Here is a 19,198-nt window from a genome sequence, read left to right as displayed (position 1 = left end):
ATTGTCAACGGCAGGCAGATGCACCAAGCAACAATTTCGTTGAAACAACCCGGCACCTGCTGATAAGTTGCAGCGATGACGACCATGATTTCTGCAGCAGACCCTCAGCCTTCGACCGAAACAGCCGCATTTGCGGAGGGGCTTTCGCGTGTCAGCGACAACCTGACCCGGATGCGGCATCTGATGGGGCGGCGGATGATTGCGCGCACCGCGATCGCCAACACGGTTCCGGGGCTGGAAACGGCGCATCTCGACGTGCTTGACGTCATGGGCCGGATCGAGGGCGAAATCACCGTCGGCGCGATTGCCGAGACGATGCGGATCGACCCGTCGCGCGGCAGCCGTCTGGTGACCGATCTCGTGTCGCGCGGTGTTCTCAGGCGTGATGCTTCGCAGGAGGACGGGCGGCGCTCGCTGCTGGTCAGGACCGAACTCGGCGATGCGTTGCTGACCGAGCTACAGGCGGTCAAGCGTTCGCTGCTGGTGAATGTGCTGGGCGACTGGCCGGAGGAAGAGCTTTCGGCGTTTTCGCATCTGTTCGAGAAGTTCATTTCCGGCTTCGAAGCGGTCTATCCCGGCGGCGCAGGCCGTCCCTCTCCGACCTAACCGGGCCTGACCGCTTTCGCATCCGTCCCGAAACCACACACTTCCGCTGGCACGGAAAATGCGTGTCCAAAGGGGATGATGGAGACGGCTGGATGATTTCGAGACGCAAAATGCTTGGCTGGGGCATGACGGGCGCTGCGGTTGCCGCATTGCCGCTGTCAGCGCTTGCAGCACCCGCCAGCGTTTCGACCGTTGATCTCCGCGGTTCGATCGACGCGCGCGACCACGGCGTGTCGCCTGACGGCGGTGATGTTTCAAGCCGCAAGCTGATGGCGCTGATCGAACAGGCGGCGAGGCAGAACAAGCCGGTCTACCTGCCGCCCGGCGACTACCGGGTTTCCGGCCTCGACCTTCCCGACAACACCCGGCTGGTCGGCGTATCAGGCGCTTCCAGGCTCGTCTATTCCGGCGACGGATCGCTTATCCGTGCAACCGCGGCAAGGCGGATCGAGCTGTCCAATCTGGTGATCGACGGTGGAAATCGCTGGCTGGATGATCAGACCCCTGCCCTTATCCATTTCTCCGGCATTCCCGACGTTTCCATCGACAATTGCGAAATCCTCGGCGCGCGCAAATCCGCGATCCAGCTGGAGCGATGCGGCGGGCGCATCGAGCGCTCGAAAATATCGGGCGCTGCGGATTACGCGGTCTATGCGGTCGAAAGCACCGGTCTTTCGGTGACCGGCAACAGCGTATTTGATTGCGGCAATGGCGGCATTCTCATCCATCGCTGGGAAAAGGGCGTCGATGGCAGCATCGTCACGGCTAACCGCATCTTCCGGATCGGCGCCAGAAATGGCGGCACCGGCCAATATGGCAATGCGATCAACCTGTTTCGCGCGGCCAACGTGATGGTGAGCGGCAACCACATCACCGACTCTGCCTTTTCGGCGATCCGCGCCAACAGCTCCTCCAACGCGCAGATTTCCGGCAACCAGTGTTTCCGCTCCGGCGAGACGGCGATCTATGCGGAATTCTCGTTCGAGGGTGCGGTCATCTCGGACAATACGGTGGATGGCGCGGCAAACGGCATTTCCGTCGTCAACTTCAACGAAGGCGGCAGGCTTTCGACCATTTCAGGTAATATCGTCCGCAACCTTTCGGCAACCGGCCCCTACAAACTCGACGGCGCCATCTTCGGCGTCGGCATCAGCGCCGAGGCCGACACGGCGATCACAGGCAACGTGGTGGAAAACGCCGCCCTCTGGGGCCTGGCCCTCGGCTTCGGCCCCTACCTGCGCAACGTCGTCGCCGCCAACAATATCGTGCGCGGCGCCAACGTGGGTTGCGCCGTCAGTGTAGCCGAGGGCGCCGGTTCGACTGTGATCACCGGCAACGTCTTCCAGGACGTGAACGATGGCGGCGTGATCGGCTATCGCTGGACGCAGGCGCCGACGGAAGAGTTGGGCGGGTCGGGCGATGCGGCGGCGGCGTTTCCGCATTTGACGGTTATGGGGAACCGGGTGGGTTAGGTTTCGGGGTCGGGAGCTTCGGGGTCGAAGTCTATGTTGCGGCCGTGGTGGAAGATGCGCAGGATGATGACGGTGTCGCCCTTGATCATGAAAGCGATCGTCGCCTTCTTGCGGTAGCCGACAAGGCGCACGCCGAGTTTGCTTTCCAGGCGAGATCCCCGTTCCGGAAAGAGCTCGAACGAGTGGCAGTGGTCGACGATTTGGTCGACATAGCGCCGGGCAACCCGTTCTCCGGCACGTGGCAAGAGATAGGTCAAAAGTTCGATCACATCGTCTTCGGCCGCGTCAGAAAAGCGAACCGTGTAGTTCATTTTCCGTCGCCAACCATCCGGTCGATCCTGGCGTGCAAACGCTTGCGTGTCTCCTCCAGCGGACGGGTTTTAATGGTTCCCGCGTCGATGGCCTGAAGCGTCGGCATGACCTCGTCCCTCAGCCATGCCTCGATCGCGGCATCGTGTGCTGCCATCGGGCGCAGGCCCTCGGCGATCACGTCGCTTTCCGAGGCGTATTCGCCGGAGGCGACCTTGGCTTCGACCATATCGGCGATCTCGACCGGCAGGGTGACGCTGAGCGAACGGGTGGCGCGCATGGGGTTGGCCCTTGGAAAGATCAGAATGCGGATGACTATACCGAAAACAGAAGCGGACGTCCAACCGGTCGAATTGAGGGACCTGCATCTTCCGTTCTGCGGCGAAGCACTCTAGCGTCGCCCGCGAAACACAATGGGAGATACGCATGCTGAAAATCTATGGCGTCTATCGTTCGCGCGCGACGCGGCCACTTTGGCTGATCGAGGAGCTGGGATTGCCGTTCGAGCATATTCCTGTCATCCAGGCCTATCGGCTGGATGATGCTTCGGTTGACGGCGCGCCTGTCAATACGCGGTCGCCGGAGTTTTTGAGCGTCAATCCGATGGGCTCGATCCCGTCGATGGACGATGACGGGTTTGTGCTGCACGAGTCGCTTGCCATCACGCTCTACCTTGCCCGCAAGCATGGCGGCGAGATTGCTCCGAAGACGATCGAGGAAGAAGCGCAGATGGTGCAGTGGTCGCTGTTTGCGGCAACCAGCGTCGAGACCGCGGCCCTGACGATCCAGTCGTCCAGCGCGTCGACCGACGAAGGCAAGGCCGCGATCGAGGCGGCTGCACGGACGCTCGCTCGACCGTTCGACGTGCTTGAAAAGCATCTTGCCGAAGACGGGTTCATGGTGGGCAAGCGGTTTACGGTTGCCGATATCAACGTTGCGGAAATCGTGCGTTACGCGCGCAGCCATGCCGCCCTGTTCGACAGTCGCCCGGCGCTGAAAGCCTGGTATGACGGCTGCGTCGCCCGGCCCGCCTATCAGGCGATGTGGGCAAAGCGCAACGCCGAGCCGGCCTGACGATCAGGCGGGCTGCTGACAAACTCTGAAGATGATTGTTTGACGAGAGCTAAACCACACTCTCCCTCATCCTCGCCCTTGTGGCGGGGATCCAGCGACCCGACGTCTGTCGGGTCAAAAGACTCTTTCAGCTCAAGGACTTGAGCTGACTGGATCCCCGCCACAAGGGCGAGGATGAGGGGAGTTTGGGGCAACCGACTCGATTTCCCGAGTGCCATAAAGAGTTGTGAGATAATAGCTTTGCCATCAGTCTGCGGCCTGACGGTCAGGTGGCGGGCTTTGCTGCCGCCTCTTCCGCCAGCACCCTTTGCACAGCCGGCCGCATCTCGATGCGCCGGTAATGCGCAGCAACCTTCGGGAATTCGGCCATGTCCACATGGTCGCTTTCCAGCCAGCCGGTCATGACGAAGAGATAGGCATCGGCGACGGAAAACGTGTCGCCGAGCACGAATTGGCCTTCGACAAGATCGCTCTCGATCAGGGCGAAGCTGTCGCGCATGGTCTGCGGCACCTTGGCGATCATGTCCGCATGCGAGGCGGCATTATCGGCCCAGCGCGCGCCGCGGCGGCCATGGGCGTGGTTGATGTGGACGGTGGAGGAGAGATAGGCGTTGAAGGCCTGCATTTTTGCAAACAGGAAGGGATCGTCCAGCGGCGCAAGGCTCTTTTCCGGCACGAGCTGGGCGATGTAGGGAAGCAGTGCGACGGTTTCCGTCAGCACGCCCTGGTCCGTCACCAGTGCCGGCACCCGGCCCTTGGGGTTGACCTTCAGATAGGCTTCCGATCGCTGCTCGCCCTCAGCAAAGCGGATCAGGGAGACCTGATAATCGAGGCCCGACTCGGCCAGCGCGATATGGCTGGCGCGTGAGCAGGTGCCGGGCGTGATGTAGAGTGTCAGCATCGATCCGTATCCTTGCCTCTTGTGTCAGGCCCTTATGTATCAGGCAAACAGCGCGTCGGTGACGCGGACTTCGCCGACGGTGAGGCCGTTCCAGTTCTTCATCGTGCGGTTGGCCATCGCCATCAGCTTTTCCTGCGTTTCGCCGCCCTTTTCGAAATAGCGGGCAATGAGTGCAAAGATCATCGCCTCGGCGGCGCGGGTCGTACCGTCCTCGCATTTGACCGCCATGGCAATGCCCTGATCGGGGAGTGCGGCCACGAAGACGCCTTCGGCACCGGTCTTGGCAAAGATCTTGCCCGGCGCCAGTTCCATCAGCTTGGTGCAGGCGCGGCCGGTGCCGGCGACATAGAACGGTTCGGCCATGCAGGCGTCCATCAGCCGGCGCGAGGCTTTCGCCCGTTCGTTGGACAGGCCGGTGCCGGTCAGCATTTTCGCAAAGCCGTGGGCGAGGCCCTTGAGCGGAACGGCATAGGTGGGGATCGAGCAGCCGTCGATGCCGCAATTGTCTTCGGCGAGAACCGCGCCCGTGAGGCTACCCATCACGTCGCGGATTTCCTTCTGCAGCGGATGGTCGTAATCGACATAGCCCTTCAGCTGCGTGCCGGAATGGACGCAGGTGCAGACGAAGCCGGAATGTTTTCCGGAGCAGTTGTTATGCAGGGCCGTCGGATATTCGATGGTGCGGGCCTGGTGGATGAGCGAGGCCTGTTCGGATGCCCAGTGGGCGCCGCATTCCATGTCGTCGACACTCTTGCCGGCCTTGAACAGCATCGAGGCGGCCATGGCCACATGCGCGTCCTCGCCGGAATGGGAGGCGCAGGAAAATGCCAGTTCCTTAGCTCCGAACCCGTAGGCATCCGCTGCACCACTTTCGATCAGCGGCAGCGCCTGCATGGCCTTGCAGGAGGACCGCGGAAACACGCCGGCTTCCGCATCACCGAAGGAAAACAGCGTCTTGCCTTCGCCATCCACGACGACGCCGAGGCCGCGATGGCGGCTTTCGACGAGAGAGCCGCGGGTCACTTCAACGGTCACGGGATTTTGCATCGGTCAGTCCTGAATTTGCCGGCTTCTATTGCTCATTCGGCTTAAACGCCATTTCGGCGGCGTTGATAGCCGTTTCGGCGATTTGTTGCACGGGAATGTTTATGAAATCGGTAAAGCGATTGCTGCTCCTTATCTTCGTCGTCTACCTTCTTCCCACCTTCGCTTCCGCCGGCCTTTGGGCGATGCGCGAACACCCGTCCGGCTGGAGCGCCGCGCGCTGGTCGTCGGCCGGCATCCTGCCCAAGGCGAACGAAAGCAACGATGCGGCGATCTATATTTTCTCGGCGATGACGGGCGGGCTGAAAGGTTCGGTGGCAAGCCATGCCTGGATCGTGACCAAGGCAAAGGGTGCGGCTACCTATACCCGCTATGACAAGGTGGGCTGGGGCAACCCGATCCGCCGCAACCACCGCGATCCGGATGCCTTCTGGTATTCGAACCCGCCGCAGCTGGTGACATCGATCACCGGATCGAAGGCGGAGCTGCTGATCCCCAAGATCGAAGGCGCGATTGCCGCCTACCCTTACGCCGAGCCCGGCGGCTACACGATCTGGCCGGGGCCGAATTCCAATACGTTCGTGGCCTATGTGCTGCGCACCGTGCCTGAGATCGGCGCGGTGCTTCCGCCGCATGCGGTGGGCCGCGACTATCTGCCGGATGGGGAATTCGTGCATCTGGACGAGGACAGCCGCGACCTGCATGTGACACTGCGCGGACTGTTAGGCTTTTCGGTGGGTGTGCGGAGCGGCATCGAGGTCCATTTCCTCGGTCTCGTCGCGGGCCTCGATCTCGCCCGGCCGGGCATCAAGGTGCCGGCGCTCGGACGGATCGGCATCTAGCCGGGAGAGCAGTGCCGCGATGCATGGGAGCCATGCATGAAACGCAAAACGCCCGCAGACTTGCGAGCGTTTGCAAACATTCGGATTATACGATCAGAAACCGATCAGAAGCCGACGGCAGTGCGTGCGACGCGACGGATATCGCTACGGTCGATACCGAGGTCGTGGAGTTCGCGCGAGGTCATACGGTCCAGTTCGGTGACCGTCTGACGATACTTGCGCCAGTTGTTGATGGTGCGTGCTACGTTCATGATGATCCCCTTTCCTGAGGCTTTCGAAGCTTCAGCTGCCAGATGCTGGCGCTTTCTCTTGCTTCGATGACCTCGTTATACGCTGCCCAAGGATGAAGCAGAAGCACTGAAGCGTCAGGCCACCCATGCGCGCCATGCATGTCTTTCCAGGGTGCATGTCAGGGAATTGGTCATCATTGCCAGGCAGGATGGAAGACCATCGAAATTTGCGACCGGCAGACATGGAAAAGGGCCGCTTGAGCGGCCCTTCCATGAGTTTGGTCCGGTTGAACGAACCCGGGCTGCAATCATGCAGTCCGAAGGAAGATGTCATTCAGGCCGAGGGCTGCCCCGTCAAGACCAACAACTTTCCATTGCCCGCTACACAGACCGAAATCTCATTAGACATTGGACCACCTTCCTTTCATTACGTTGATGATGATCAGAAGGTAGGTGCGATCTGCGGCGCTTGCAAGGCAAGTTATGTAAACAATCGAAGATATTATTGAGTTGCGGATCGGCGGCGGTTCGACCACTATTCGCGCAGCCGGCGGCGGGGTGCCTTCCGGGCGATGCCCAAGGCCACCCCTGCCCCCACGTTTCCTCACCCCAGCTTCATCACGATCTTGCCGATATGGCTGCTGGTTTCCATCAGCCGGTGCGCCTCGACCACGTCGTCAAACGGCACCACGGAATGGATGACGGGTGAGACCTTGCCGGCTTCGAGAAGCGGCCAGACCTCGCTCAGTAGTTCGTCGCGGATCGCCCGCTTTTCGTCAGCGGTGCGGGGCCGCATGGTCGATCCTGTCACCGTCAGGCGCTTGACCATGATCGGTGAGAGATTGACCTTTTCCGCCATGTTGCCGCCGAGGAAGGCGATGATCGACAGGCAGCCGTCCTTGGCAAGGACCGACAGGTTCTTTTCGAAATAGGAAGCGCCGATCATGTCGAGCACCACATCGACGCCCTTGCCGTCGGTCTCGGCCTTGATCACCTCGGCAAAGTCCTCGGTCTTGTAATTGATCGCCTTGGTCGCACCCAGCTTTTCGCAGGCGTCGCATTTGTCCTTCGAGCCGGCGGTCGCATAGGCCGTCGCGCCGAATGCCTTGGCGAGCTGGATCGCGGTCGTGCCGATGCCGCTCGAGCCGCCATGGATCAGCACGCTCTCGCCTTCGGTCAGGCCCGCCATCTGGAACAGGTTGGCCCAGACGGTGAAGAAGGTTTCCGGCACGGCTGCGGCCTTCACCGCATCATAGCCCTTCGGCCATGGCAGCGCCTGGCCTGCGGGCACAACGCAATATTCCGCATAGCCGCCGCCGTTCGAAAGGCCGCAGACCTTGTCGCCGATTGCAAATTCGGTCACGCCCTCGCCGAGCGCCACCACTTCACCGGCGACTTCGAGGCCAAGGATCGGGCTTGCATCCTTCGGCGCCGGGTAGTTTCCCTGGCGCTGGGCGACGTCGGGCCGGTTGACGCCGGCGGCTTCCACCTTGATCAGAATTTCGCCTGATCGGGCCGACGGGCACGGGCCGGTGGCATGGGTCATTACATCGGGCGCGCCGAAGGACGGCAGGTCGACGAAACGCATCTGGGACGGCATGGACATGGGTCTACTCCTGTCAGTATCTGACGACTGACTTAGGACAGTGCCCCCTGCTTGGAAAGGCGGAGGTTGGATGCATGCATCCGGTTGAGCCGGTGTGGCGCTACTCTGCCGCATCACCGTAGCTTGCGAAAACAAGGCCACGGTCGCTCTCCTTGGCGGCAACCTTGACCGTTGCGATCTCCGTTCCGATGCGGGCGATATCGTCGAGGATCAGTCCCTGCGGCAGATGGACAACGCCGATCGAGCAGCGCAGCAAAGGGAAATCGCGCTCCACGCCGGTGCGGTCATGGCCACGGATCCGGCCTGCCGCCCGCTCCTCTTCCGAATAGAGCGCAACGGCGTCATCGTGGAAATCCGATAGAAGGCGCTCGAGGATTTCCTCCAACTCGTCGCGGGACCAGTCGCGAATGCCGATAAAGAAATCGTCGCCGCCGACATGGCCCAGAAAATGTTCGTCGGAGAAGAAGTAGCGCTTCATCAGCGCCGCAAACAGCGAGATTGCGTGGTCGCCCATCTGGAAGCCGTAATGATCGTTGAACGGCTTGAAATGGTCGAAGTCGCAATAGCAGAAGAAGCGCTGCTCGTCGTCATCGCGGCCGGCCTGGTACATGAAGTCGCGGATCGCCCGGTTGCCGGGAAGACCCGTCAACGGGTTCTGGTCCTGGGCGATCTTCAGCTGCTTCTCGTTGACCACCTTGATCAGCGAGGCGGCCGACACGACGCCGGCATACCGCATGTTTTCGGTAAGGATGACGCAGGCGCTGTTTTCCATGTTGGCAAACAGGCTCATCAGCTCTTCCGCTTCGGCATCCAGCCCGATGATCGGGGCGCGCTCGACGAAATGGGCGATGGTGCGCTCGTAGACCTTGTTCTTCAGGAGATCGCGGCCGAAGGGCTGATAGATAAATTCCTTGAGGTGGTATTCGTTGATGACGCCGCGCGGTTCGCCATTGGCGTTCAGCACCGGAAAGAAGGCCTGGCGCGGATTGCGGCGAAACAGTTCAAAGACACTGTCGATGCTTTCGTTCTCGAACACCGTCGGCAGTTTTTCGATCTGCTTGCGGATGAGGATTTCGTCGAGAGACTGGCTGGAGCGGCGCGACAGACCGATTGCGGCCAGATGCGGATAGGCCGGCTGCAACTCCGTGACGAAGCTGGTGGGTCTTGCGATGAAATAGCCCTGTACCAGATCGACGCCGTATTCACGGCAGGCCAGAAATTCGGCCTCGGTCTCGATGCCTTCGGCAATCACGCGGATGCCGAGCACATGGGCAATGTTGACGATGTTCTTGACGAGATGCCGTTTGCGCGGATTGACATCGATATCCGAAATGAAGTGCAGGTCGATCTTCAGGTAGTCGACCGGGTAGTCGCAGAGCAGCTTCATCTCACCATGGCCGACGCCGAAATCGTCAATCGCCAGCTTGAAGCCTGCCTTGCGCATCTCGCTCATCAACTCGGCAAATTCCGGCACCGAGGTGTTGTCGAACCGCTCGGACAGCTCGAAGCAGACCGAGGACGGCGCGACGCCTGCCTGGCGCAGATGCTGGACGATCTTTTCGAGGAAAAGCTGGCCGTCGCGGATCATCCGGACATCGAGATTGAGAAACAGCGTCTGGCTGGAGAAATCCGGAAGGCCAGCGAATTTGGCAAGGGCCCGGTGGGCGACCATCTGTTCGAGCGCCAGAAGCTGGCCGCCGTCATGGGCCTGGTCGATCAGTTCGAGCGGCGAGGCAAAGCCGAGACGGTCATGGCCGCGCAGCAGCGATTCATAGCCGAACACGGACCCGGTGGCGACCTCCACGATCGGCTGGAAGGCGTTCTCAATGACAAGCTTTGCCAGCGGCAAAAGCTGATCGCTGGCATAGCGACGGAAAACGCCCGGTTCCAGAACGGCCGCAGACGACATGCAATTCACCCCATTTACTGCGTGGGCGAGATCCGCCCGGCGCCTTATTCACGGGCGCCACCTTTGCCTCCATTGGTCAAAAATACCTTTCCCGCAAATGACAGTTCGATGAAACTTCCATGACATTAATTTATGTTTCTAATACAATGAGTTGTAAATATTACATCGTCTGGCTTGGGCAGGTGCGGTCCCGCGTCAACGCCACGAGCCAAGCTTAAGCTTCCACAGGGATTTCCCCCACAGTCCCCGGCCGTGCGTTTTTGAGACAGCGCTGTTCGCAATCCCTGCTTGATTGCGCGGCCAATCGAAAATAACTCATTCTGGCGGTCTTCCTCATCTCCAAGAAAAGCAGCCCGGTTATGTCCCGTCCGAACATTCTCATCATCATGGTCGACCAGATGAACGGCACGCTGTTTCCGGATGGGCCGGCGGACTGGCTGCATGTGCCGCATCTGAAGGCGCTGGCCGCACGCTCGGCCCGCTTCCAGAACAACTACACCTCGTCTCCCCTTTGCGCGCCGGCCCGCGCCTCGTTCATGGCGGGGCAGCTGCCGAGCAGAACCGGGGTCTATGACAATGCCGCCGAATATGTCTCCTCAATCCCGACCTATGCGCATCACCTGCGCCGCGCCGGCTATTACACGGCGCTGTCGGGCAAGATGCATTTCGTCGGGCCGGACCAGATGCACGGGTTCGAGGAACGGCTGACCACCGACATCTACCCCGCCGATTTCGGCTGGACACCGGATTACCGCAAGCCGGGCGAGCGGATCGACTGGTGGTATCACAACATGGGTTCTGTCACCGGTGCCGGCGTTGCCGAGATTTCCAACCAGATGGAATATGACGACGAGGTTGCCTTCCTCGCCAACCAGAAGCTCTACCATCTCTGCCGAGACAACGACGATGCGGACCGCCGGCCCTGGGCTTTGACGGTGTCGTTCACGCATCCGCACGATCCTTACGTGGCGCGCCGAAAATTCTGGGATCTGTATAACGACTGCGAACACCTGATGCCCGAGATCGGCATGCTCGCAGAGCAGGATCCGCATTCGGCGCGTATTCTGAAGTCGTGCGACTATCCGGCCTTCGAGATCACCGACGAGCATGTGCGGCGGGCGCGTCAGGGCTATTTCGCCAACATCTCCTATATCGACGAAAAGGTCGGCGAGCTGATCGACACGCTGACCCGGACACGGATGCTCGACAACACGTTCATCCTGTTCTGCTCCGATCATGGCGACATGCTGGGCGAGCGCGGATTGTGGTTCAAGATGAACTTCTTCGAGGGGTCATCCAGGGTGCCGCTGATGATCGCCGGTCCTCAGATCACGCCGTCGCTAAACTCCGCGCCGGTTTCCAATCTCGACATCACGCCGACGCTTTGCGATCTTGCCGGCATCTCGATGGACGAGATCATGCCCTGGACCGACGGCGAAAGCCTGAAGCCGGTGATCGATGGCGGCACCCGCACCGCGCCGGTGCTGATGGAATATGCCGCCGAAGCCTCGCATGCGCCGCTGGTCGGCATTCGCGAGGGCAAGTGGAAATACGTTCACTGCGAGCTCGATCCCGAACAGCTCTACGATCTCGACGCCGATCCGAACGAGCTCAAGAACCTAGCGCAAGATCCGGCCCATGCCGCTGTGATGGACGGGTTTCGCGCCAAGCGGGCAGCCAAATGGGACATGGCGAAATTCGACGCGGCCGTGCGCGAAAGCCAGGCGCGGCGCTGGGTGGTCTATGAAGCGCTGCGCAACGGCGCCTATTACCCGTGGGATCACCAACCCTTGCAGAAAGCCTCGGAGCGCTACATGCGCAACCATATGAACCTCGACAATCTGGAAGAGTCCAAGCGCTACCCCCGCGGGGAATGATCGCGAAGGAACGGAGAAGACCCTTGAAAGCACAACCAGTCGCCAGCCATTTCATCGACGGCGAGTATGTCGAGGATACCGACGGCAGCGTTATCGAAAGCCTTTACCCGGCGACCGGCGAAGTGATCGCAAGGCTGCACGCGGCAACGCCTGCGATTGTCGAAAAGGCGATTGCGGCGGCCAAGCGCGCCCAGCCGGAATGGGCGGCAATGAGCCCGACCGCACGCGGCCGTATCCTGAAGCGGGCAGCCGAGATCATGCGGACCCGCAACCGCGAGCTTTCCGAGCTGGAAACGCTCGATACCGGCAAGCCGATCCAGGAGACCATCGTTGCCGACCCGACATCGGGCGCCGACAGTTTTGAATTCTTCGGCGGCGTGATCGCGGCCGGCATGAATGGTCAGTATATCCCGCTCGGCGGCGATTTTGCCTATACGAAGCGGGTGCCGCTCGGCGTCTGCGTCGGCATCGGCGCCTGGAACTATCCGCAGCAGATCGCATGCTGGAAGGGTGCGCCGGCGCTCGCCGCCGGCAATGCGATGGTGTTCAAGCCGTCGGAAAACACGCCGCTCGGCGCGCTCAAGATCGCCGAGATCCTGATCGAGGCCGGCCTGCCCAAGGGCCTCTTCAACGTTATCCAGGGCGACCGCACGACCGGGCCGCTTCTGGTCGAACATCCTGATGTCGCCAAGGTGTCGCTGACCGGCTCGGTGCCGACTGGCCGCAAGGTGGCGGCGAGCGCTGCCGGCAACCTCAAGCATGTGACGATGGAACTCGGCGGCAAGTCGCCGCTGATCGTGTTCGACGATGCGGATATCGATTCCGCCATCGGCGGGGCGATGCTCGGCAATTTCTATTCGACCGGACAGGTCTGCTCCAACGGTACCCGTGTGTTCGTGCAGAAGGCGATCCGGGACGAATTCCTGTCGCGGCTGAAAGCCCGCACCGAAAAGATGGTGATCGGCGATCCGATGGACGAGGCAACCCAGGTGGGCCCGATGGTCTCCTACGATCAGCGCCAGAAAGTGATGTCCTATATCGAGAAGGGCAAGTCGGAAGGCGCAACGCTCATCACCGGCGGCGGCATTCCAAACAACGTCTCGGGCGAAGGCTATTACATCCAGCCGACGGTGTTTGCCGATGTCACCGACGACATGACCATCGCGCGCGAAGAGATCTTCGGGCCGGTCATGTGTGTGCTCGACTTCGATAACGAGGAAGAGGTGATCGCGCGCGCCAACGCCACCGAATTCGGCTTGTCCGCCGGGGTGTTCACCGCCGATCTGACACGCGGCCATCGCGTCGCGGATCTTCTCGAAGCAGGCACGCTGTGGATCAACACCTACAATCTCTGCCCGGTCGAAATCCCCTTCGGCGGCTCGAAACAATCGGGCTTCGGCCGCGAAAACTCGCTCGCGGCGCTGGAGCATTATTCGGAGCTGAAGACGGTCTATGTGGGAATGGGCAAGGTTGAGGCGCCGTATTGAACGCCTCGTCAGTCCACCACCAGATCATCGAGATCGACCTTGAGGACAGCGGCGATGCGTTTCAGCTCGTCGACGCTGCCGGTCTTCTCGCCGGTCTCAATCTGGTCGATACAGGCCTGCGAAATGCCGGCCGCGTCGGCGAGTTCGGAGACAGTCATCTTCCGGTAGGTGCGGAAGGTGCGGATGCGGCTGTCTGTTTCAAACAGTTCGTACACAAGCTCGGCCGGCCAGGTTTCTTCTCCGGCCTCGATACGAGCCATGACTTCGCCAGCCATGATGGTATCCATCATGTCCTCGAATTCTTCTTCGGGGACAAGAACGAAGGGCTTACCATCGATAACCGTTCTGTTGAAAACACCCATCATTCAATCCTTGTAGGCACCGCCCCTGGGGCCGGTGTCGATGACCAAAACGAGGTTCGTCTGTTCATCGATGATGACCCTATCGGCACCGACCCTGATACGGATGAGCGGGCTACCCACCAGCTTCTTCAGGTCGACCCTTTCGCCACGGGCGAAAGCATCGACCTTCGACTTGATTGCAGCCTGTCGTTTAGGCTGCATCCGGCTCAGGCTCTTTTGTGCGACACGAGAATACTGAACCGGCTTCATCCCGGCAATATCGATTAGAACCGAATTTCATTCAACCACGGATTGAGAAGAATGCTGCAAGCAGATTTCGTCATCATCGGCTCCGGCTCGGCGGGTTCGGCCATGGCCTATCGGCTGTCCGAGGACGGGAAGCATTCTGTCATCGTGATCGAGGCTGGGGGCACGGATTACGGGCCGTTTATCCAGATGCCGGCAGCACTGGCCTGGCCGATGAGCATGAAGCGCTACAACTGGGGATATTATTCCGAGCCCGAACCGAACCTTGGCAACCGCAGGATTACCGCGCCGCGGGGCAAGGTGCTGGGCGGTTCGTCCTCGATCAATGGTCTCGTCTATGTGCGCGGCCACGCCGAAGACTACAACCGCTGGGAGGATCTCGGCGCCAGCGGCTGGTCTTATGCCGATGTGCTGCCCTATTTCAAGCGGATGGAAACGGCCCACGGCGGCGAAGTGGGTTGGCGCGGCACGGACGGGCCGATGCATGTGCAGCGCGGGCCGATGACCAATCCGCTGTTCCATGCCTTTATCCGGGCGGGTGCAGAGGCCGGTTTCGAGACGACCGACGACTACAACGGATCGAAGCAGGAAGGCTTCGGGCTGATGGAGCAGACGATTCATGACGGTCGTCGCTGGTCTGCTGCCAACGCCTATCTGCGGCCGGCGATGAAACGGAAGAATGTCGAAGTCGTCTATGGCCTCGCGCAGAAGGTCGTGATCGAGAACGGCCGCGCGATCGGCGTCGAAGTGCTGCGGCGGGGCGTGCCGGAAGTGGTGAAGGCGAACCGCGAGGTGATCATTGCCGCCTCGTCGTTCAATTCGCCGAAACTCTTGATGCTGTCTGGCATCGGGCCGGCGGCGCATCTGAAGGAGATGGGGATCGAGGTCGTGGCCGACCGGCCGGGCGTGGGTGCCAATCTGCAGGATCACATGGAGTTCTATTTCCAGCAGATCTCGACCAAGCCGGTGTCGCTCTATTCCTGGCTGCCCTGGTTCTGGCAGGGGGTGGCGGGTGCCCAGTGGCTGATGACCAAGGGGGGCTTGGGGGCCTCCAACCAGTTCGAGGCCTGCGCGTTCCTGCGCTCGGAGCCTGGCCTGAAGCAGCCGGATATCCAGTATCACTTTCTGCCTGTCGCGATTTCATACGACGGCAAGGCGGCGGCGAAGAGCCACGGGTTCCAGGTGCATGTGGGCTACAACCTGTCGAAGTCGCGCGGCGCGGTGACGCTGCGCTCGGCGGATCCAAAGGACGATCCGGTCATCCGCTTCAATTATATGAGCCACGAGGAAGACTGGATCAAATTCCGCCACTGCGTGCGCCTGACGCGCGAGATCTTCAGCCAGAAGGCGTTCGACGACTATCGCGGGCCGGAGATCCAGCCGGGCGAACAGGTTGAGAGCGACGAGGAGATCGATGCCTTCCTGCGCGAGCATCTGGAAAGCGCCTATCATCCCTGCGGTACCTGCCGGATGGGCCGGGCCGATGATCTGATGGCGGTGGTCGATCCGGAATGCCGGGTGATCGGCGTCGAGGGGCTGCGGGTGGCGGACAGTTCGATCTTCCCGCATGTGACCTATGGCAATCTCAACGGCCCGTCGATCATGACCGGCGAGAAGGCGGCGGATCATATTCTGGGCAAACAGCCCCTGCCCCGCAGCAATCAGGAGCCCTGGGTCAATCCGAGAGCGGCAATGAGCGACCGCTAAGGTCGTGCGGTGTCAATGGTAGTCGTCCTCGCGCTGGTGGCGGATGGCGAGGATGGTGACGGTCTGATCGTCAATGAGCTTGAAGAGAATGAGGTACCCGGAAGAACCAAATGGCACGACCAACTCCCGGACGAGCGGATCTTCCCTGGAAGCACGCCTCGCCATCAGTGGAAAGTCAATGAGGATAGCAAGTGCTTTCTTTATAGCCGTAATCGCCCGGATTGCTTGATCAGGATCGCGCTCAATGAGGAAATCCGCCAGCCTGTCCATATCCTCAAAGAATGCCGCGGTGTATACCAGCCTAACGGTCATCGAGTTTCAACGGCTTTCCTCGCCCTCGCTTTTTCCAGCTTGCTTTCCAACATGTCCAGTACGTCTTGGTGGCTGTAGTAAACCCCAGTGCGCTCAGCTTCGGCCAGACCTGCCAGTCCTCTCGCAATAAACTCCGCCTGGGTCTTTCGGTAGTCGATCTGCTTTTTCAGCGAGTCCTCGACGAAGGCGGATAGCGTTTCGCCTTCCTTCAGCACGCTTTCGGCAGCCGCGCGGAGTTCCGGGTCGACGCGCAGCGACGGGATGGTTGCGGTTTTCATTAGCATCACCTCATGCGTTGCAAGTGCGATGCATGATGCGCCTGGAAGCGTATTCTGGCAAGTGGATCCGGATCACATCGCGGGCAACGACAAAGCCTTGATGCGGTCCACGATCAGCCGGTTGAGGGCGCGGTAGTCGCCATCGAAATGATGGCCTCCGGGGCGTGAATGGATGAGCGTGCCGGGGATGTCCTCAACAGCAGGACAGGCCGTGTCTTCCTCGTCCGTGCCGTAAATGCACTGGATCTTGTGCGGCTCGATCTCGGCGAGGTCATCGACCGGATCGCCCTGCTTGGCGGCCCCTGCCCAACCGAGCCAGCCGGTGACGGCGATCTCGAAATCCGCCTGATGCGAGAGTGCCAGAAGCGAGAGGAACGAGACGGTCTGCTTATCTCTCTCCGGCAGCAGTCGATAGGTGGCCGGCAGGATGTTGGCGCCGAAGGAATAGCCGATCAGGACGACGTTTTTGACGTTCCAGCGCTGGCGGTAGGTGGTGATGATGCGGGAGAGATCGGTGGCCGTCTCCTGCGGTGATTTCTCGGTCCAGAAATAGCGCAGCGCATCGACGCCGACGACCGGGATGCCGTCTTCGACCAAATAGGCTGCGAGCTTCTGGTCGATATCGCGCCAGCCGCCATCGCCCGAATAGATGATCGCCAGCGTATCATGGAGCGGCACGACCGAGGTCGGAACGATCGGCAGGCCGAGCGGCGACGATGACTGGCGAAGGCGGGCAAGCGTTGTGGAAACGGTTTGCAGCAGCAGGGTTTCCGCGGTTTCGTCCCAGGCGGTGATCTCGATTGCCGGATGGGTCTGCTTCAGAGCGTCCGCATGGGCTTCCCCTGCCGGATCTGCCTGCGGCGTCAGCAGGATGCGCACCGGTTCTGGCAGCGGGCCCGGCGTGAGACCGTAGATCACGCCGCCGTCGACCACCGTCTTGGGTGCCGGGGTGCAGAGGATCTTTTCGACGGGAATGGAGGCCTGAGGATCGATGGCGATGGTTTCCGCGATCGTCGAGGCGGGCGTCTGGGCGGCGATCGCGAGGGCTAGGGCGCCACCACCGCCGATGCCGGCGATGACCGGCGGCAGGTAGGCGGCGATCTCCTGCTCGCGGTGGATCTGGCGGCTCAGTTCCTCGATATCGGAGACGAGATAGAGGCAGGTCCGGTCTTCTTCGAGGCCCAGCGCCTCGTAGTAGTCGGGAAGATCGACGCCGACGACCACGGCGCCGTCGGCGGTCAGTGCGTCGGAGACCGCTTGCTCGCGATCCGACCAGCCTTCGGTGCCGGACAGGAGGAGAACGATGCCGGATGCTTGTGCGTCGGGATAGGCGATGCGGTCGGTCGGCAGGCTTCTGATGCCGGGGCCGGCCCACCACTCGAACGCATTCACCGCGGCGGCGACCACGGTGATGCCGGCAACAATTGCAGGCAAAAGCTTCATCGGCGAAGGATGCCCCTCAGGCCGCCGGCAATCAGCTTGGTCACGTCGAACAGGGCAACGAGCGGCATGCCGCGGCCGGAGACGGCGAGATAGCGCGGCTGCCATTCCGGATCGAATTTCGACTTGAAAGCATGAACGCCGCGGAAATTGTAAAAGCGTTCGCCGTTTTCGAAGATGCGGTTGCCGATATGGTTCCAGAGCGGCGCGCGGCGATGGGTGGCAAGACCTGAAAGCGGTGCCATGCCGAGATTGAGCGTGCGATACCCTTCCGACTTGAAGTGCTCCATGATGCGCACGAAGAGCAGATCCATCATGCCGCGATGGGTGTTGGGCACATGCCGCATGAGATCGATAAAGGCATCGCCGTTCGAGCTCGTCGCATGGATATTGGCGAAGGCAACGATGCGGCCTTCAAGGCGGATGACGGCGACCGGTCCGGCGGCCACATAGGCCGGCTGGAACGTGCCGAGCGAAAAGCCCTTTTCGGCGGCGTTATGGGCTGCAAGCCAAGCGCGGGAAACGCCAATAAGCTCGTCCATCACGCCGGGCACCGCTTCGGCCGGCAGCAGCGAGAATTCCAGCCCGTCGCGTTCGGCACGGTTGATCGAGCGGCGCAGTTTCAGCCAGGCGCCGCCTTTCAGATCGAAATCGGTGAGATGGACCACCGCCTGTTCGCCGAGCTTGTAGGGTTTCAGACCCGCCTCGACTGCGCAGGGCAGAAACTCGGGCGAGACCTGGTAGAACACGGCGCGGCAGCCATCGCGGCGCGCGGCGTTCATGAACTTGACGATCAGGCCCGGCCAGGCCTTGCGGCAGCCGACCGGATCAAACAGCGCCGCCCAGGACCGGCCGGAGCGGGCATACATGACGAAGGCATTGCCGCAATCGGAAAACAGCACCTTCTTGTCGCCGAGCCGCACGAGGCCGGCGCTGGCATTGGGCTGGAGCGCCAGGATATCGAGCGCTCTCTGCAGGTCTTCGCCGGATGGAATACGGGAGACAGGCCGCGGAATGCGCAAGTGCCGGCTGGCGGCGAGCGAGCCGACGAAGGCGACGGTGACGAAGCCGGCCGAGACGCGTGTCGCGACATCACCGACAATCAGACGCCACGCCACGGCAAGCAGGTTCTCCTCCAGAAACACGTAGAGTGACAGCGCCACGGTGAAGGCGATCAGCGCGAAATAGAAGGCAAGGCCGCGATTGCCGAGGACGTCCAGCAGTCGCTCGGCAAGAAATTTGCCGAACTGACCCACAGCGGAGACCGCTTCGCCCTCCGCAACGGCGGGGGCCATCGTTTCATGCGCAATATCTGCCATAGGAGACCTGTCGGACTATCGAACTGCGAGCTTCATAGAGCACTTTGATTTACCGAAGCTTACGCGCGCAGGCTGCATATCAGCTTCCGATGCCGCCGGAATTGATAGGGATCAATTTAAGGTCGAAACTCGTGCCTTACGCTTCGTCGCGGGCGACTGGAAGGCTGGTACGCGGTC

General features: G+C 61.2%; 20 protein-coding genes. 7 read left to right on the top strand and 13 right to left on the bottom strand.

What is annotated here, in order from left to right; translation table 11 throughout:
- Positions 1-84: 84 nt before the first annotated feature.
- Positions 85-606, top strand: coding sequence for a MarR family winged helix-turn-helix transcriptional regulator (locus ASF70_RS10645; protein ID WP_062580198.1), 522 nt, complete (start codon positions 85-87; stop codon positions 604-606).
- A gap of 92 nt (positions 607-698) precedes the next feature.
- On the top strand, positions 699-2,078 hold the full coding sequence (locus ASF70_RS10640) for a TIGR03808 family TAT-translocated repetitive protein (protein ID WP_062579568.1): 1,380 nt from the start codon (positions 699-701) through the stop codon (positions 2,076-2,078).
- On the opposite strand, the gene ASF70_RS10635 is transcribed toward ASF70_RS10640, so the two are convergent.
- Positions 2,075-2,389: a type II toxin-antitoxin system RelE/ParE family toxin gene (locus tag ASF70_RS10635; protein ID WP_062453528.1), complete on the bottom strand. Its 315-nt coding sequence runs from the start codon at positions 2,387-2,389 to the stop codon at positions 2,075-2,077. The two genes, ASF70_RS10640 and ASF70_RS10635, sit on opposite strands and share 4 nt — an antisense overlap.
- Positions 2,386-2,667, bottom strand: coding sequence for a type II toxin-antitoxin system ParD family antitoxin (locus ASF70_RS10630; RefSeq protein WP_062579566.1), 282 nt, complete (start codon positions 2,665-2,667; stop codon positions 2,386-2,388). Before ASF70_RS10630 ends, ASF70_RS10635 begins: the two co-directional genes overlap by 4 nt.
- A gap of 146 nt (positions 2,668-2,813) precedes the next feature.
- On the opposite strand from ASF70_RS10630, the gene ASF70_RS10625 reads away from it, so the two are divergent.
- Positions 2,814-3,461 (top strand): glutathione S-transferase family protein, encoded by a 648-nt coding sequence (locus ASF70_RS10625; protein ID WP_062579563.1) that lies wholly within the window; start codon positions 2,814-2,816, stop codon positions 3,459-3,461.
- Positions 3,462-3,726: 265 nt separating this feature from the next.
- Here ASF70_RS10625 and ASF70_RS10620 read toward each other — a convergent pair whose 3' ends face one another.
- Complete coding sequence (locus ASF70_RS10620) at positions 3,727-4,362, bottom strand: glutathione S-transferase N-terminal domain-containing protein (protein WP_062579561.1); 636 nt, start codon at positions 4,360-4,362, stop codon at positions 3,727-3,729.
- A gap of 39 nt (positions 4,363-4,401) precedes the next feature.
- Positions 4,402-5,409: an asparaginase gene (locus ASF70_RS10615; RefSeq protein ID WP_062579559.1), complete on the bottom strand. Its 1,008-nt coding sequence runs from the start codon at positions 5,407-5,409 to the stop codon at positions 4,402-4,404.
- Positions 5,410-5,510: 101 nt separating this feature from the next.
- Here ASF70_RS10615 and ASF70_RS10610 point away from each other — a divergent pair, with 101 nt between their 5' ends.
- Positions 5,511-6,248, top strand: coding sequence for a DUF3750 domain-containing protein (locus tag ASF70_RS10610; RefSeq protein WP_062453533.1), 738 nt, complete (start codon positions 5,511-5,513; stop codon positions 6,246-6,248).
- Positions 6,249-6,352: 104 nt separating this feature from the next.
- Here the strand turns inward: ASF70_RS10610 and ASF70_RS23605 are convergent, their stop codons facing one another.
- From ASF70_RS23605 to ASF70_RS10600, 3 genes are all read right to left on the bottom strand, one after another.
- Complete coding sequence (locus ASF70_RS23605; protein WP_082471856.1) at positions 6,353-6,499, bottom strand: DUF1127 domain-containing protein; 147 nt, start codon at positions 6,497-6,499, stop codon at positions 6,353-6,355.
- Between the two features lie 583 nt (positions 6,500-7,082).
- On the bottom strand, positions 7,083-8,084 hold the full coding sequence (locus tag ASF70_RS10605) for an NAD(P)H-quinone oxidoreductase (protein ID WP_062579557.1): 1,002 nt from the start codon (positions 8,082-8,084) through the stop codon (positions 7,083-7,085).
- Positions 8,085-8,184: 100 nt separating this feature from the next.
- Positions 8,185-9,993 carry an EAL domain-containing protein gene (locus ASF70_RS10600; protein ID WP_062579555.1) on the bottom strand — a complete coding sequence of 603 codons (1,809 nt, stop codon included), beginning with the start codon at positions 9,991-9,993 and terminating at the stop codon, positions 8,185-8,187.
- Between the two features lie 359 nt (positions 9,994-10,352).
- Between ASF70_RS10600 and betC the strand changes: the two genes are divergently transcribed.
- Together betC and betB are read left to right on the top strand one after the other, a co-directional pair.
- Positions 10,353-11,870: a choline-sulfatase gene (gene betC / locus ASF70_RS10595; RefSeq protein WP_062579553.1), complete on the top strand. Its 1,518-nt coding sequence runs from the start codon at positions 10,353-10,355 to the stop codon at positions 11,868-11,870.
- 23 nt (positions 11,871-11,893) lie between these two features.
- Complete coding sequence (betB, locus tag ASF70_RS10590; protein WP_062579551.1) at positions 11,894-13,357, top strand: betaine-aldehyde dehydrogenase; 1,464 nt, start codon at positions 11,894-11,896, stop codon at positions 13,355-13,357.
- Between the two features lie 8 nt (positions 13,358-13,365).
- Here betB and ASF70_RS10585 read toward each other — a convergent pair whose 3' ends face one another.
- Both ASF70_RS10585 and ASF70_RS10580 read right to left on the bottom strand, forming a co-directional pair.
- On the bottom strand, positions 13,366-13,719 hold the full coding sequence (locus tag ASF70_RS10585; RefSeq protein WP_062580196.1) for a helix-turn-helix transcriptional regulator: 354 nt from the start codon (positions 13,717-13,719) through the stop codon (positions 13,366-13,368).
- A 3-nt stretch (positions 13,720-13,722) separates the two neighbouring features.
- Positions 13,723-13,920, bottom strand: a complete 198-nt coding sequence (locus tag ASF70_RS10580) for a cytotoxic translational repressor of toxin-antitoxin stability system (RefSeq protein ID WP_244474007.1) — start codon at positions 13,918-13,920, stop codon at positions 13,723-13,725.
- A 102-nt stretch (positions 13,921-14,022) separates the two neighbouring features.
- Between ASF70_RS10580 and betA the strand changes: the two genes are divergently transcribed.
- Positions 14,023-15,672, top strand: a complete 1,650-nt coding sequence (gene betA, locus ASF70_RS10575) for a choline dehydrogenase (RefSeq protein ID WP_156461828.1) — start codon at positions 14,023-14,025, stop codon at positions 15,670-15,672.
- Positions 15,673-15,684: 12 nt separating this feature from the next.
- Here the strand turns inward: betA and ASF70_RS10570 are convergent, their stop codons facing one another.
- From ASF70_RS10570 to ASF70_RS10555, 4 genes are all read right to left on the bottom strand, one after another.
- Complete coding sequence (locus tag ASF70_RS10570; protein ID WP_062579545.1) at positions 15,685-15,984, bottom strand: type II toxin-antitoxin system RelE/ParE family toxin; 300 nt, start codon at positions 15,982-15,984, stop codon at positions 15,685-15,687.
- The gene (locus ASF70_RS10565; RefSeq protein WP_062580195.1) at positions 15,981-16,262 is read right to left on the bottom strand and encodes a YlcI/YnfO family protein; all 282 of its coding nucleotides are present in this window, start codon (positions 16,260-16,262) and stop codon (positions 15,981-15,983) included. The genes ASF70_RS10570 and ASF70_RS10565 overlap by 4 nt, the downstream gene beginning before the upstream one ends.
- Positions 16,263-16,334: 72 nt before the next feature.
- Entirely contained in the window at positions 16,335-17,705 is a 1,371-nt protein-coding gene (locus tag ASF70_RS10560; RefSeq protein ID WP_062579543.1) for an AcvB/VirJ family lysyl-phosphatidylglycerol hydrolase, read from the bottom strand.
- Positions 17,702-19,021 carry a phosphatidylglycerol lysyltransferase domain-containing protein gene (locus ASF70_RS10555; protein WP_062579541.1) on the bottom strand — a complete coding sequence of 440 codons (1,320 nt, stop codon included), beginning with the start codon at positions 19,019-19,021 and terminating at the stop codon, positions 17,702-17,704. The genes ASF70_RS10560 and ASF70_RS10555 overlap by 4 nt, the downstream gene beginning before the upstream one ends.
- Between the last annotated feature and the right edge of the window lie 177 nt (positions 19,022-19,198).

The sequence above is a fragment of the Rhizobium sp. Leaf321 genome, assembly GCF_001423215.1.
Lineage (GTDB): Bacteria > Pseudomonadota > Alphaproteobacteria > Rhizobiales > Rhizobiaceae > Neorhizobium > Neorhizobium soli.
The sequence above is the reverse complement of the archived record's forward strand: the minus strand, read 5'-3'. Positions and strand labels throughout refer to the sequence as shown.